This window comes from Litorimonas sp. WD9-15, from assembly GCF_050271975.1.
Taxonomy (GTDB): domain Bacteria; phylum Pseudomonadota; class Alphaproteobacteria; order Caulobacterales; family Maricaulaceae; genus Litorimonas.
The window spans coordinates 2,355,948-2,369,266 of record NZ_CP189850.1 but is presented as its reverse complement, the minus strand read 5'-3'; the positions used below and the strand labels follow the sequence as shown (position 1 = coordinate 2,369,266).

The following is a 13,319-nucleotide window of genomic DNA, read 5'->3' as shown; positions in this document are numbered from 1 at the left end:
TGTTAGGTCAGTTGCATGGCCACGGAAAAAATTACATTTAAAGGCGCCTTTGGCGACACGCTCTCGGCCAAAATTGACTATCCCGATGACGGGAAGGTCAAAAGTTGGGTCCTGTTCGCGCATGGTTTTTCCATTGGCAAAGATCTCAAGCCGATCCGCACAATTTCAAAAAGCCTCGTCGAAGACGGATTTGGTATGTTGCGGTTCGATTTTACGGGGCTGGGTGAGAGCGAAGGCAATTTTTCCGACACGAATTTCAGCTCAAATTGCGAAGACTTGCGCAAAGCCGCAGGCTATCTTCGTGAGCATAAGGGTCCACCTTGCGTGCTCATCGGCCATAGTTTCGGTGGAACGGCGGCCCTGAAAGTTGCAGATGAAATACCGGAGGTGAAAGCCGTCGCAACAATCGGCAGTCCCTGCGACACGACCCACATCGTCCATCAATTTGCGGATCAGATTGAGGAAATTGAAGAAGAGGGTGAGGCGAAAGTCCTCCTTGGCGGGCGACCCTTCATCATTAAAGAGCAATTCCTGGAAGATATTGAAAATCACGATATTGCTATGGAAATCAGTTCTCTGGAGCGAGGTCTTCTCATCTTCCATTCGCCGCAGGACAGGGTTGTCGGCATTGAAAACGCATCGCATATTTACGGCCACGCCCGCCACCCAAAGAGCTTTGTCAGCCTTGACGGCGCAGACCATCTTCTGCTCAAAAATCCGGCAGATGCAGAATATGTTGCCCATGTTCTCGCGGCGTGGGCTCACCGCTATATCTGATCTCGATTTTGTGAGATCGAATTAACCCGATATTGGCGTAAATTTTGTAGGGTCCCGCGCATGAGCGGTCCTGCCGAAATAAAGCCACAGTCCGGACAACCGGAATATTACGCCGCGCTGGACGGCTTCCGTGGGCTGCTGGCCGTGTTTGTCGCGGTTTATCACACAATCTGGTTGAGCCATCCGCAGCGTTGGGCGTTTTTTGAAAATGGCCCCGTGATTATCGACCTCTTCTTCGCCCTCTCAGGGTTCCTGATGTGGCGTCTCTATTCTAAAAAGTTGCAGGGTCCTGCCGGTGCTTTACAATTTATGAAGCGGCGGTTTGCGCGACTCTATCCATTGCATGTTTTTATGCTGGCAGTTTTCGTCGGGTTTGCGATTTTACGTCTCGTCGCGCATAAAATCGGCATTGCGGAGACGACACCCGGAGAAATTCTGCCATTTGAGACAGGCAGTATTGAGAACTGGGGGTCGCTGTTGCAGCACCTTACCCTGACCCATGCGTTCGGGTTTGAGGAGGCGCTCACTTTTAATCCCCCCAGCTGGACGATTGGTGCAGAGTTCTGGACCTACCTTGTTTTCGTCGGCGTGGTTTTATGGTGTCGGCCGAGCAAGTTCTGGCATTTCGTTATCATGGCGCTTCTGGTTTCCCTAATTTATTTCGCGCTTTCGCGTGTTCGGCCCAATTTGAATATCACTTATGATCTGGGATTCTGGCGCTGTCTGGCGGGCTTCTTTTCGGGCGTGTTGGCGGCAGCCAGTTTTGCGTATTTGCGGCCCTATCTTAGGAAATTATCAGTGAAAGGTTTCACGGCCCTGGAGATTACGATGGTCCTGCTGGGTACGGCTTTTGTGATTTATTGCGGGGGGAAGCTTCAGTTCTTGGTCGGACCAATTATTTTTAGTTTCATCCTTCTCTTCGCCTTTGATGGCGGCTTGATATCTCGTTTTATGTCTCGGCCGATTTTCCTCTATCTCGCGAAGATTTCCTATTCCGTTTACATGACGCATGTCATTATCGCCTTCGCATTCGGGATAGTTTTGAAACGCGGGTTGGGAGAGTTGCCAACGGGTTGGGCGGGAGATTTTTGGCTGGGTATATATCTCTGCGTTGTTTTGGTTGTTTCTCACCTGACATGGCGATTTGTCGAAAAACCCGGCGGTCGGTGGCTTCGGGCCCTTCAGTTACCGCAGAAGCGGGTTGCGAAGACGGAGCCTTCGGTTTAATCGCCGCGCCATGTCAGACCGTTACGATAAGCTCGACCAACTCGGCCAAATGAAAGGCCTGCCGCAAAGCCCGGATGAGGCTGTGCTGGAACGCGTGAAAAACCCGTGTAATGAGCCTTATATGGTGCGTCTTGTTGCGCCGGAATTCACATCAATCTGCCCCGTCACAGGACAACCGGATTTCGCTCACCTGGTCGTGGATTATTGCCCCGATGAATGGATTGTCGAGAGCAAGGCGTTTAAACTTTTCTTGGGTAGCTTTCGCAATCACGGGGATTTTCACGAAGCCTGCACGACGGGTATTGGCCAACGTTTGGTCAAGGAAATTTCACCAACATGGCTTCGTATTGGCGGCTATTGGTATCCACGTGGCGGTATTCCGATTGATGTATTCTATCAATTCGGCAAAGCTCCGGAAGGTCTTTGGATACCGGATCAGGGCGTGCCGCCCTATCGCGGGCGCGGGTAATCATAATTTTGTAAGACGACTGTTCAGGGTTTTTGCTTGGGTTCGGGCGCTCTGCCCCCTACATTGTAAATCTAACGACCGAAAGCCTGCTCATGCCCAGCTTGATTTTTAGCAATATGGACGATTGCACAGACACGAAAGACGTCTGTGTCTGGACGGCCTTGCAACAGGAAGCGACGGCCTATGCTGCGCGCGAAGTTGCGATGTCTTCCTTGCTGCACGCGACCATCTTGGATCAAGATAATCTCGGAGGTGCGTTGATCAATCACCTTTCAGAAAAACTCGCCACATCTGATTTTTCTGCACTGAAAATGCGAAATGTTCTCAGCGAGGCCTTGGATACGGATGCAGGCCTCATTGCTTGCGTCGCGCGGGACTTGGAAGCGGTGAAAGATCGTGACCCGGCCTGTCACAGCCATCTGCAATGTTTTCTTTATTTCAAAGGTTTCATGGCCATCCAAACACACCGCTTTGCGCATGCCCTGCTCAATGAAGGTCGTGATCTCGTCGCGTTCCATCTACAAAATCGTAGTTCGGAATTGTTCGGTGTTGACATCAACCCAGCGGCGAAAATTGGCTGCGGCGTTATGCTCGACCATGCGACGGGTTTCGTCATGGGTGAGACGGCGACTGTCGGCGATGACTGTTCGATTCTGCAGGGTGTCACGCTCGGCGGGACCGGCAAGGCCGAGGAAGACCGCCACCCGAAAATCGGTGACCGCGTGCTCATCGGTGCAAATGCGTCTGTTCTCGGAAATATCAGGATTGGTGATGGCGCGAAAATCGCGGCGGGCTCCGTCGTGCTTAAACCCGTGGATGATAATTGCACAGTGGCGGGTGTCCCCGCCAAACCCGTTGGCGGCCCTTGCTGTGGCAACCCCGCCAGTTCAATGGACCAGACTTTAGAGGATAATTAGACATGACAGCTCAACAGATTTCACAGGTGCAAGCCTATTTGCGTAAACGGTTTTCGACGGAAAACCTCACAATCAAGCCTCGTAAAGTCCAAGATAGCGTCGAGGTCTATCTGGATGACGAGATTCTCGGTCTTCTTTACATCGATGATGAGGATAAGGACGATATCTCCTACGACCTGAATATCTCGATCCTGCAAGTGGATTTGGACGAAGCTTAATGGCTGTCTATTCCCTCGACGATAAAACACCCGACTTGCACGAAAGCGCATGGGTCGCTGAGAACGCGGCAGTTGTCGGGAATGTGGTTATGGCGGAGGGCAGTTCCGTCTGGTTCGGCGCGACCGTGCGCGGCGATAATGAGACGATCACGATCGGCTTGCGGTCCAATATTCAGGACGGCGCCGTCTGCCATTCGGACCCCGGTTCACCGCTGACGATTGGCGAGGACGTGACAGTCGGACATCTCGCAATGATTCACGGATGCACGATTGGCAATGGGAGTCTGGTCGGGATTGGCGCGACGATTTTGAACGGTGCGACCATCGGGAATAATTGCCTGATCGGCGCGCATGCGCTCATCACAGAAGGCAAAGTTATTCCTGATAATTCCGTCGTGATGGGATCACCCGGAAAAGTCGTGAAAACTTTGACGGATGAGCAAGCCGCGCATGTGATGATGGGCTCGCAAGTCTATGTCGCGAATTCCAAACGGTTCCGCGAAGGTTTGAAACGCGTCGACTAATCCCGCTTTATGTTCCAAAGAGCGGCGATCTGTCCGTCCATATCGGGCGAGAGATTGAACCATGCCGTTTCGTTGGCAAAACTATCCAAGACGAAGAGACGGTCATTCGAGCCGAGCGGCTGGCTCAGCACATTTCGCACGTCCTCTGCTGTTGCTTCTGCACCGAGGAGCCAGACCGCATCGCCGATGCGCTGAACGTGTCCAAGCCCTTGTAGCGTTTGGATGAGGTCCATCCCTCGACCTGACCGGACCTCGGCCATAATCATGAAAACAGTCGGGGCGGGCTTTGGCTTTGGTTCCGGGTTCAGTTCTGCAGGTGCAGCTGAGGGAACTTGCGACAACCAATTCATCAAGGCTGGATCGGCGGAAACCGGTCGAAACCCCGAACTCGCGGTTTGACTGATAAGAGATTGCGGATTGACCCGGCCTTCGCACATAAATGACCAGAGCATTTGATCATCAAAAGGCCCGTAAGGTTGATCATCGACTTGCACAAACCATTGGCGGGCGGAAGAATTTGGCTGCGGCTGTCTTGTGTCGGTCTGCATGCGCTCTCTTAGCGCTGATTCGACTATTTCCCCTAGTGCTTGTCGTCGCCTAGCTGGACCGTCGTGCAGGTCGTGAATGGTCGAGTGACGCGCCCGCGACCAAGCCACCAATACAGAGTGCTGCAATTAGGCTGCAGATGAAGACGATGCCGAGGTCCAAATTTGCCCGTCCGGGCGCGAGTAAAACGATACCTTGGATACCGACGAGGGCGGCCCCGATTATCACATTGAATAATTTCAAGCGTCGAAGCCCATTTGTAATCCAGGCCAAACCTGCGGCCATGATCGCTGCGCCAATGATTAAACCGAATCCAGGTGCAGCCCCGAGGCCGGGAATGGCTGCAAAAACGTCCCGTACTAAATCAGGTCTGATGGAAACAATCGGTAGGATGAGTGTTGCGGCGCTGAGAATAAATATTCCGGACAGCGTGATACGGGAATTCTTATATCGCTGGAGCGAGGCGATGAACAACGCGAGTGTCGTGACACCTAAACCGGCCCACCAAATCTGCGTTGGCATCCACCCTGGAATAGCTTGGCCCATGTCAGGGTTTAGCCAGATAGATTGGAGGAAGAGTGCGGCGCCTAAAGCTGCGATGACGCCGAGCCAACTCTGCCAAGCCGCGCCGAAGCGATTTTCATCCTTGAGTGATTTTCCAATGCGATGATGCGCAACACCGATGGCAAAGCCCAATCCTGCCAAGGCTGTGACCGGGATATTGGCGGTCACGCCCAGCCACGCAATCCAACCATATGACGCCAATAAGCTGACGGCGAGGCAGGCCGTATTTTGTAATTTCGATGAGAGTATGATTTGTCCGACTAGCAATATGGGTAAGAGCATTGTCCAGCCGAAGGAGTTGGATTCTCCCAATCCAAACATCATATTTAGGGCCGGAATAAACGCGAAAAGCCAAAGCGTTGTGGCAAAGACGCTGGTCAGTAGAGCGGGCGCAGATTTATACATGACCGCGATTGCCAAGCTCAGACACGCTACAATCATGGCCATGTCAATTGTGTTGAGAGATATGCCAGCAAGAGCCGCTGTCCCGAAAAGTGCGAGGAAACCCGCCCCAATCACGGTGAGTAATGTGAACTCCCGGCTTCGCCAAGCCTCCACGCGCTTGCAAAATCCGGCCCAGACTAATCCAATAAAGCTCATCAAACCTGCTGCTGATCTCAGAGTATCTGTTGGAGCTTCCCAGAAGAACAGGCCTGTAAGAGCGAGCACGGTAAGAAGTGGGTAGAGTGGTGCGAATTTTCCCGGTTTTATCGATTTTGTCTTTTGACGCTGAAACGGGTTCGGTGCAGCCGCACGCGCCCTCGGTTCCATCACCCAAGCGGGGGAATTGTCATTGGCCCCCATATATTGAGGCGCATTTTGATGCGGATTCGGCATAAAATAACGATTGTCATGAAACTGCCATAATCGCGATTGCGTACACCCCTGAGGGGTAGAGTGGGCCCGCAACAGACTCAACTGGCGAGAATCAAACGCCTTTAGGTTTTACTCGGCCTATCGTTCTGCTCAACAGCTGTGGCAGACGGCATTTGCGACAAGACGTCCATGACAGACCGGATAAGCGGGATTTCGTGCTGCATTGCGGCGTAGCCACGCTCGATTAATTCGTCCGCTTTCGTGAATTCCAACATGCCGATATGGCCGATACGCGGCGCAACGAAGACATCCGGCGGGTCACCTGCGAGGCGTGAGCGTGAGATCCGGTCCATGACGATGTTCAACGTACCCATCATGACGGAGCCGATTTTCGGCGACTTGCCGGGTTTCACTTCGCCGACCATGGATTTCAGAAGTAGGCGGTCCGGCCGTAATTTGTTCAGACTTTGCGAGGCGAGCTCGAACGGATCGGCATGATCCATCTCCCCGTCGACTTCATCCATATCGATCTCATGGCTGGAGCCCATTGGCCCGAAGGCGTCCCCGTTTAGACTGATCGCGATGACCATGTGAGCGCCTAATGCTCTGCAAGCGGAAACGGGAACGGGATTGACGAGCGCACCGTCAATCATGAACCGCCCGTCAACTTTCACCGGCTCGAACGCACCGGGCAGGGCGTAGGAGGCGCGTATGGCGGGCACGACGGGGCCGCGTTGCAGCCAAACCTCGTAACCTGTTCGCAGGTCACAGGCGACGGCGGCGAATTTTCGGTCCAAATCCTCAATATTCACATCCCCCATATAATGGTTCAGCACACGGGCCAGCCTTTCCCCGCGCATAAATCCGGACCCGCCCCAGCGGACATCCATGTAACCCATCATTTTGCGACGGTTGAGCGATCGCGCCCATTTCTCCAGAACATCTAGTTTCCCCGCGAGATAAGCTGCGCCAACAATCGCGCCGATGGAGGTGCCCGCGATAATATCCGGGCGAATACCTGCTTCTATCAAAGCTCGCATTGCGCCGATATGCGCCCAACCCCGCGCCACGCCGCCTCCAAGCGCAAGGCCGAGGGGGGCGCGCTGGCCAGTTCCAAGTTTTCCGGGTTCAATTCTCATGGTTTTGTCTTGGACAATCGCGTGACCTTTCGCAAGCCCGACAGATTATGAGCCGAGAATGAACGTAATTTTCAGGCGTGGCTCAGCCTGCAAATGTAGGGTAGGCAAAAATTGGAGGGCAATATGACACGTAAATCGATCTTACTGGCAGTCGCAGCAAGCTTGGCGATGACCGCGATATCCGGCTGTGCTACGGTCTCAGAGGAAACCTGTATCGCGGGAAGCTGGGAAGCGCTGGGCTACAAGGACGGGCGCAACGGAAAGTCGCGCGGGCATTTTGCGGACATCGCCGAAACCTGCGCGAAATACGGAATTGCGGCGAATGCGAGCGAATATCGCCTCGGATATGATCAGGGGCTGCCGCTCTATTGCTCTTATGATAAAGGGTTTTCGACGGGCGATAATGGCAATTCCCCGAAGGAAGAATGTCTGGCGATTGGAGCGGATGATTATGTTGACGGTCATCGGGATGGCTATGCGAGCTATATTATTCGGTCCGAATATGAGAGCCTGATTGAGGAATATGACGACATTCTGAAAGCCTTTGATAATGTGAGTGAGCGCCTCCTCGATGAAACGCTTCCAGCTGATGAGGCCAAGCGTTTGCGGAAGAAACGGAAGCGCCTGTCGCGGGAATTGGACGACGCGCGGATTGATGTGCGCGCTTTTGAACGGGTGGAGGGGTGGCCGAAGCGCCAGCTTCAAACCTCGCCCTATTAGCTAATGGCGGCTTCGCAATTCGGGGGCTCACCCTCGCGTACGGCACGGGCTGTCCAGAAATCCGTATTCAGTTCGTCCGCTCTGAGGCGGAGGCGATCAGAGTAGAAATAGAAGCAGTTCTTGACCTGATAGACCCGGAAACAGCCGCCGGACATCCGCTCAGACGGGTACATAAAGCAAAGCGTATTTTTGCGAACAAACCATCGCCCGGGTTGAACATCGCCGTCTTCCTCATATGTCAGCGTCCCGTCAGGCCTGTGTTTTTCAATATAAAAAGATTGCGCTTTCCCGTTTCGACCAAAATTATAAGCGCCGTCCATCGTGACATCGGAGAACACGGTTTTGATCTGCTCTCCGTCCAGTTGATTGGCAAAGGGACGGATATCCGTATCCTGCGATTGCGCGGTGGCGAGGGCCGGCATGAGTAGGACGAGCGAGAGGAGGGCGGCCCTAAACAAGGCTCGGCTCGCAACTCGGTGTTTCTCCCGCAATGACGGAACGTGCGGTGAATCCATATTTCGACCGCCCCTGAACACTGACCTGATAGTGATAGTAGCAATTGCCTCGCGCATAAATATTGAAACAGGCTTGGAGAAGTCGCGGGTCATCATAATCATAGCAGATGATATTGCCGGAAATTGACCATTGTCCCGTATCCGTTTTATTCTGTTGCACGTGGACCACGCCGCCATCGGCTTTAGTTGTTTCCTGAAATGCAAATGTCGTGATGTCGCGGCTGAGGAATGTGTACGTTCCGCGATGGGTCTGACCGCTAAACACATCTATCAATTCCGCCTCGGCTAGCGGGTCTTCGACGGAGACATCCGGCATATAGTCGTCGGGTCCAAATCCATAAGCCGGCAAGGCGAAGACCAGTCCGGCGAGTAGAAACAATTTTGTGATGTTTGACCTCATGAATGTGCTTTAACATGGAAATCCGTTTTTTCCATGTTAGGATTTCTCCATGACCGAGACGCCAGACGATCATAAACCTTACATCCCGCGGGAGCGTCGTGTTTCTCGCTATCAACGAATCCAAGACCGCCGCGCGGCAAAGCAACGCGCGGATTCTCGCTTTTATAATGGCATGTTCGCCATGATGGGCCTGCTCGCACTGTTCGCCGTGTTCATAGGCGCCGTGATGATTAACGGCGCGCCGGATATGGGCGAGGGGATGCAGAGTTGGACGGTGCCGTGGCTCTTTGGCTGGACCAAATTGGAAGTTGCGGGTGTTGGCTTTGTTGCCCTGATCGCGTTCTCCGTCTGGCTGCGAATGCGCAAGCGTTCCTAGTGCTTGCGAACGGCCCATTAACGGCGTAAAGGCCGCACGCTTTTCCAGAATAGAGATCAGGAGATTATCATGGGCTATCGTTTTGCCGTCGTCGGCGCCACTGGCAATGTGGGGACTGAAATGCTCACGATTCTGGCCGAGAGCGATATTGAAATTGATGCGGTTCACGCGTTGGCCTCCCGCAAATCCGTGGGTCGAGAGCTGAGCTTTGGTGACAAGGACATCAAATGCGAAGACCTCGATACATTTGACTTCACAACAGTCGACATCGCATTGATGAGCGCGGGCGGTGACGTCTCCAAAGTCTGGTCGCTAAAGATTGCGGAGGCGGGCTGTATCGTCATTGATAATTCCTCTGCTTGGCGGATGGACCCTGACGTTCCATTGATCGTCCCGGAAGTGAATGCCGATCAGGTTATGGATTTTAAAAAAGGCATCATCGCCAATCCGAACTGCTCCACCATTCAAATGGTCGTCGCGCTGAAGCCCTTGCACGATCGTGCCAAGATCAAACGTGTCGTTGTCTCGACCTATCAATCCGTCTCCGGCGGTGGGAAGAAGGCGATGGATGAGCTTTGGCTGCAGACTAAGGGCATTTATTCCAACGATGAATTCCCGCCTGTGAACTTCACAAAACAAATCGCCTTTAACGTGATCCCGCAAATTGACGTCTTCATGGACGGTGGTGACACGAAGGAAGAATGGAAGATGAAGGCCGAGACGAAGAAAATCCTCGACCCGAAGATCAAGGTCTCCGCCACCTGTGTCCGTGTGCCCGTTTTCGTCGGTCATTCCGAGAGCTTGAATATTGAGTTTGAAAACGAAATTTCCGCCGACGAAGCTCGCGCACTCCTGCGCGAAAGCCCTGGCATCATGGTCGTCGATAAACCGGAAGAGGAAGTCTACGTCACGCCCATCGAATGTGTCGGCGATTACGCGACTTATATCTCCCGCATCCGCGAAGACAGCACGCAGGACAATACGCTGAACCTGTGGTGTGTGTCCGACAACCTACGAAAGGGCGCGGCCCTGAACACGGTGCAGATCGCGGAATTGCTGGCGAACCGGAAATTGCCACGTAATCCGAAGTCTAACTAGGTCCTCCTTTCTTGAGTGATGTCATCCTCCGGCTCGACCGGGGGATCAATTCGCATTCGGGTGGCGGATGATACTTGGAAATCCGTTTGAAACGATAGTCATGCGCATGGATCGTCCGATCAGGTCGGACGATGACAAATTTTAGGTTAGGGGTGTGGGCTTAAACCAAGCGAAGGCTGCGACTGCCCATCTTGGGGTCAGCGAGACACTCTAATAATAAGCGGGACAGCCCGCAGGGTCGATACTCGCGACGGAATACCGAAGATAATAACTCTGTTTTACGCGGGTGTGACCCTGCGGCGGTGGTTTGTATCACGACGGCCCGTATTATGCCCCCGAAGTCAGTGCCTGACCCAGCTCATCGTGTTGTCAATACGATGCACCAAGCCCGACCTGCCGGTCGGCTCTCGAACAGTGATAGGTCCGGCACAGGCTTGGGGCTTAAATCCAAGCTGCTCAACCCCACCGTCTTTCAGACCGATCAGAAAGCGCTAATCTGTCCCGTGTCTGAAAGAACAGCTTGAATATGACACAGGTTCAATAAGTGAGGATCATTCTCTTTATAAAAGAGGATTGGCCGCCAAAATTTGCGTCAAATAACAATTGTCATCCCGCACGAAGCCAAGCGCAGATGCGGGACCTACCGTCTGCAAACCTAACCTAAAGCCCTGAAAACGTTAGGCCCCGCATCTGCGCCCTATGGGCTGGTGCGGGGTGACATTGGTTTATGATTCAAGAAGAGCAAAAAATTACGAAAACGAGGATACATCTGTTCATAAACGTGGATTGCCTCCACTCGCTTCCTTTTGCCGCCACCCAACCACATACCATTTCCAACACGCAACTTGAAACATTCGCCTGCAATCTCAATATAGCGTCAATGTTTTCCGGCGCAGTGTATTCTCACTGATTCGCCGCTCACCCTCCGCTTAAGGACCCGCACATGATGCACGACCCCCAAGATACTCTTATGAACCTCGTTCCGATGGTCGTCGAACAGACGTCCCGTGGTGAACGCGCCTTTGATATTTTCTCCCGCCTTTTGAAAGATCGTATCATCTTTCTGACGGGCGTTGTCGAAGATGGCATGGCGTCGCTGATTACCTCACAGCTTTTGTTCCTTGAATCCGAGAATCCGAAGAAAGAAATCAGCATGTATATCAACTCCCCCGGCGGCGTTGTGACGGCTGGCATGGCGATTTACGATACGATGCAATATATCAAATGCCCGGTTTCCACCGTTTGTATCGGTCAAGCCTGTTCCATGGGCTCACTCCTGCTGGCCGCAGGCGAAGCCGACATGCGCGTCGCCCTGCCAAATGCACGCGTCATGGTGCATCAGCCATCTGGCGGTTTCCGCGGTCAGGCGTCCGATATTGAGCGTCACGCCAAGGATATCCTCGCGATGAAAAAGCGCCTTAATGAAATCTATGTCAAACATACGGGCAATAAATACGCGACGATTGAGAAGACACTTGACCGTGACCATTTCATGAGCGCCGAAGAAGCCAAAGATTTCGGCATTGTCGACCATGTTTACAGCAAGCGCGGTGAAGCCTAAGCTTAACTGTAAGTCAGGCTTTTCACATAAAAGAAAACGTGTGTAAGCCTGACCTTAAGAATTTTATGCGAGAGTCGGGTTTCGACTCCCGCATAAGACGGGGACAAAACGGCATCCGACTTGCAATGACCATTTTCGGTCCTGCATTCGGCCCGAAGGGAACGAAGGTTAAAAGATAAGACTATGAGCAAGACGACAGGTGGCGACAGCAAAAATACGCTCTACTGCTCTTTCTGCGGTAAGTCCCAGCACGAAGTTCGCAAACTCATCGCGGGTCCGACCGTGTTCATCTGCGATGAATGCGTCGAACTCTGCATGGATATTATTAAGGAAGAGGGCAAAGGCTCTCTTGCGAAGACTCAAGAAGGTGTGCCGACACCACAGGAAATTACGCAGACCCTCGACGATTACGTTATCGGTCAGGCTTATGCGAAACGTGTCTTGTCCGTCGCCGTCCACAACCATTACAAGCGTCTGAACCACGCGACGTCTAATCCCGATGTGGAATTGGCAAAGTCCAATATCCTACTCGTCGGGCCGACGGGTTGCGGTAAAACGCTTCTCGCGCAGACACTGGCTCGTATTCTGGACGTCCCATTCACAATGGCGGATGCGACGACATTGACAGAGGCGGGATATGTCGGTGAGGATGTTGAGAACATCATTCTGAAATTGCTCCAAGCGTCTGATTATAATGTCGAACGGGCGCAGCGCGGAATTGTCTATATTGATGAGGTCGATAAGATTTCTCGCAAGTCCGATAATCCGTCCATCACACGCGATGTGTCGGGTGAGGGCGTGCAGCAAGCGCTTCTGAAAATTATGGAGGGTACGGTTGCGTCTGTGCCGCCTCAGGGTGGCCGGAAACATCCACAACAGGAATTTCTCCAAGTCGATACCACGAACATTCTCTTTGTTGTCGGTGGTGCCTTTGCCGGATTGGATAAGGTGATTTCCAGTCGCGATGATAAAGCCTCCATTGGTTTTGGCGGCGACGTTAAAGAAATTGATGAGCGCGGTGTGGGTGACATCCTACAAGGTGTTGAACCTGCGGATTTGACGCGTTTTGGCCTGATCCCTGAATTTGTTGGTCGTTTGCCGGTCATCGCAACGTTGACTGATTTGGATGCGGATGCACTCGTGACAATCCTGACCCAGCCGCGCAACGCGCTGGTGAAGCAATATCAGACGCTGTTTGATATGGAGAATGTGAAGCTGACCTTCACGGATGATGCGCTGAAAGCTATCGCGAAGAAGGCGCTCGCGCGTAAAACTGGTGCGCGGGGACTTCGATCTATTATGGAAGGCATCCTGCTGGATTCTATGTTTGACCTGCCAACTTATGAAGGTGTGGAAGAAGTTGTGATCAATGAGGAAGTTGTTGAGGGGAATGCGGAGCCGTTACTGGTTCACGCGAAAACTTCAAAGCCGGCCGATAAATCCGCTTAAGCT

The 13,319-nt window shown here is 52.9% G+C and carries 16 protein-coding genes; 11 read left to right on the top strand and 5 right to left on the bottom strand.

Features of this window, described 5'->3' with window-relative positions; translation table 11 throughout:
• Positions 1–15 precede the first annotated feature (15 nt).
• The 6 genes from ACP9M6_RS11090 to ACP9M6_RS11065 all read left to right on the top strand — a co-directional run bounded on the left by ACP9M6_RS11090 (position 16) and on the right by ACP9M6_RS11065 (position 4,132).
• On the top strand, positions 16–777 hold the full coding sequence (locus ACP9M6_RS11090) for an alpha/beta hydrolase family protein (RefSeq protein ID WP_427451098.1): 762 nt from the start codon (positions 16–18) through the stop codon (positions 775–777).
• Positions 778–837: 60 nt separating this feature from the next.
• Positions 838–2,004 carry an acyltransferase family protein gene (locus ACP9M6_RS11085; protein ID WP_427451096.1) on the top strand — a complete coding sequence of 389 codons (1,167 nt, stop codon included), beginning with the start codon at positions 838–840 and terminating at the stop codon, positions 2,002–2,004.
• Between the two features lie 10 nt (positions 2,005–2,014).
• Positions 2,015–2,473, top strand: a complete 459-nt coding sequence (gene queF / locus ACP9M6_RS11080) for a preQ(1) synthase (protein ID WP_427451094.1) — start codon at positions 2,015–2,017, stop codon at positions 2,471–2,473.
• Between the two features lie 92 nt (positions 2,474–2,565).
• Positions 2,566–3,390 (top strand): serine O-acetyltransferase, encoded by an 825-nt coding sequence (cysE, locus tag ACP9M6_RS11075; RefSeq protein ID WP_427451092.1) that lies wholly within the window; start codon positions 2,566–2,568, stop codon positions 3,388–3,390.
• 2 nt (positions 3,391–3,392) lie between these two features.
• Positions 3,393–3,608 (top strand): DUF3126 family protein, encoded by a 216-nt coding sequence (locus ACP9M6_RS11070; RefSeq protein ID WP_427451090.1) that lies wholly within the window; start codon positions 3,393–3,395, stop codon positions 3,606–3,608.
• Complete coding sequence (locus tag ACP9M6_RS11065; protein ID WP_427451089.1) at positions 3,608–4,132, top strand: gamma carbonic anhydrase family protein; 525 nt, start codon at positions 3,608–3,610, stop codon at positions 4,130–4,132. The genes ACP9M6_RS11070 and ACP9M6_RS11065 overlap by 1 nt, the downstream gene beginning before the upstream one ends.
• On the opposite strand, the gene ACP9M6_RS11060 is transcribed toward ACP9M6_RS11065, so the two are convergent.
• The 3 genes from ACP9M6_RS11060 to ACP9M6_RS11050 all read right to left on the bottom strand — a co-directional run bounded on the left by ACP9M6_RS11060 (position 4,129) and on the right by ACP9M6_RS11050 (position 7,197).
• Positions 4,129–4,680, bottom strand: a complete 552-nt coding sequence (locus ACP9M6_RS11060) for a hypothetical protein (RefSeq protein WP_427451087.1) — start codon at positions 4,678–4,680, stop codon at positions 4,129–4,131. The two genes, ACP9M6_RS11065 and ACP9M6_RS11060, sit on opposite strands and share 4 nt — an antisense overlap.
• 49 nt (positions 4,681–4,729) lie before the next feature.
• The gene (locus ACP9M6_RS11055) at positions 4,730–6,079 is read right to left on the bottom strand and encodes a hypothetical protein (RefSeq protein ID WP_427451085.1); all 1,350 of its coding nucleotides are present in this window, start codon (positions 6,077–6,079) and stop codon (positions 4,730–4,732) included.
• A 101-nt stretch (positions 6,080–6,180) separates the two neighbouring features.
• A complete protein-coding gene (locus ACP9M6_RS11050; RefSeq protein WP_427451083.1) occupies positions 6,181–7,197 on the bottom strand; it encodes a patatin-like phospholipase family protein in 1,017 nt (338 codons plus the stop codon).
• Between the two features lie 123 nt (positions 7,198–7,320).
• Here ACP9M6_RS11050 and ACP9M6_RS11045 point away from each other — a divergent pair, with 123 nt between their 5' ends.
• On the top strand, positions 7,321–7,917 hold the full coding sequence (locus ACP9M6_RS11045) for a DUF2799 domain-containing protein (protein WP_427451081.1): 597 nt from the start codon (positions 7,321–7,323) through the stop codon (positions 7,915–7,917).
• Here the strand turns inward: ACP9M6_RS11045 and ACP9M6_RS11040 are convergent.
• Positions 7,914–8,375, bottom strand: coding sequence for a hypothetical protein (locus ACP9M6_RS11040; RefSeq protein ID WP_427451079.1), 462 nt, complete (start codon positions 8,373–8,375; stop codon positions 7,914–7,916). The genes ACP9M6_RS11045 and ACP9M6_RS11040 overlap by 4 nt on opposite strands.
• Positions 8,368–8,832: a hypothetical protein gene (locus ACP9M6_RS11035; protein WP_427451078.1), complete on the bottom strand. Its 465-nt coding sequence runs from the start codon at positions 8,830–8,832 to the stop codon at positions 8,368–8,370. The genes ACP9M6_RS11040 and ACP9M6_RS11035 overlap by 8 nt, the downstream gene beginning before the upstream one ends.
• 49 nt (positions 8,833–8,881) lie before the next feature.
• Between ACP9M6_RS11035 and ACP9M6_RS11030 the strand changes: the two genes are divergently transcribed.
• The 4 genes from ACP9M6_RS11030 (at position 8,882) to clpX (ending at position 13,316) form a co-directional block, all read left to right on the top strand.
• Positions 8,882–9,208 carry a hypothetical protein gene (locus ACP9M6_RS11030; RefSeq protein WP_427451077.1) on the top strand — a complete coding sequence of 109 codons (327 nt, stop codon included), beginning with the start codon at positions 8,882–8,884 and terminating at the stop codon, positions 9,206–9,208.
• A 69-nt stretch (positions 9,209–9,277) separates the two neighbouring features.
• Positions 9,278–10,306 (top strand): aspartate-semialdehyde dehydrogenase, encoded by a 1,029-nt coding sequence (locus ACP9M6_RS11025; RefSeq protein ID WP_427451076.1) that lies wholly within the window; start codon positions 9,278–9,280, stop codon positions 10,304–10,306.
• Positions 10,307–11,249: 943 nt separating this feature from the next.
• Positions 11,250–11,867: an ATP-dependent Clp protease proteolytic subunit gene (locus ACP9M6_RS11020; protein WP_427451075.1), complete on the top strand. Its 618-nt coding sequence runs from the start codon at positions 11,250–11,252 to the stop codon at positions 11,865–11,867.
• A 183-nt stretch (positions 11,868–12,050) separates the two neighbouring features.
• Positions 12,051–13,316, top strand: coding sequence for an ATP-dependent Clp protease ATP-binding subunit ClpX (clpX, locus tag ACP9M6_RS11015; RefSeq protein WP_427451073.1), 1,266 nt, complete (start codon positions 12,051–12,053; stop codon positions 13,314–13,316).
• The last annotated feature ends 3 nt before the right edge of the window (positions 13,317–13,319 follow it).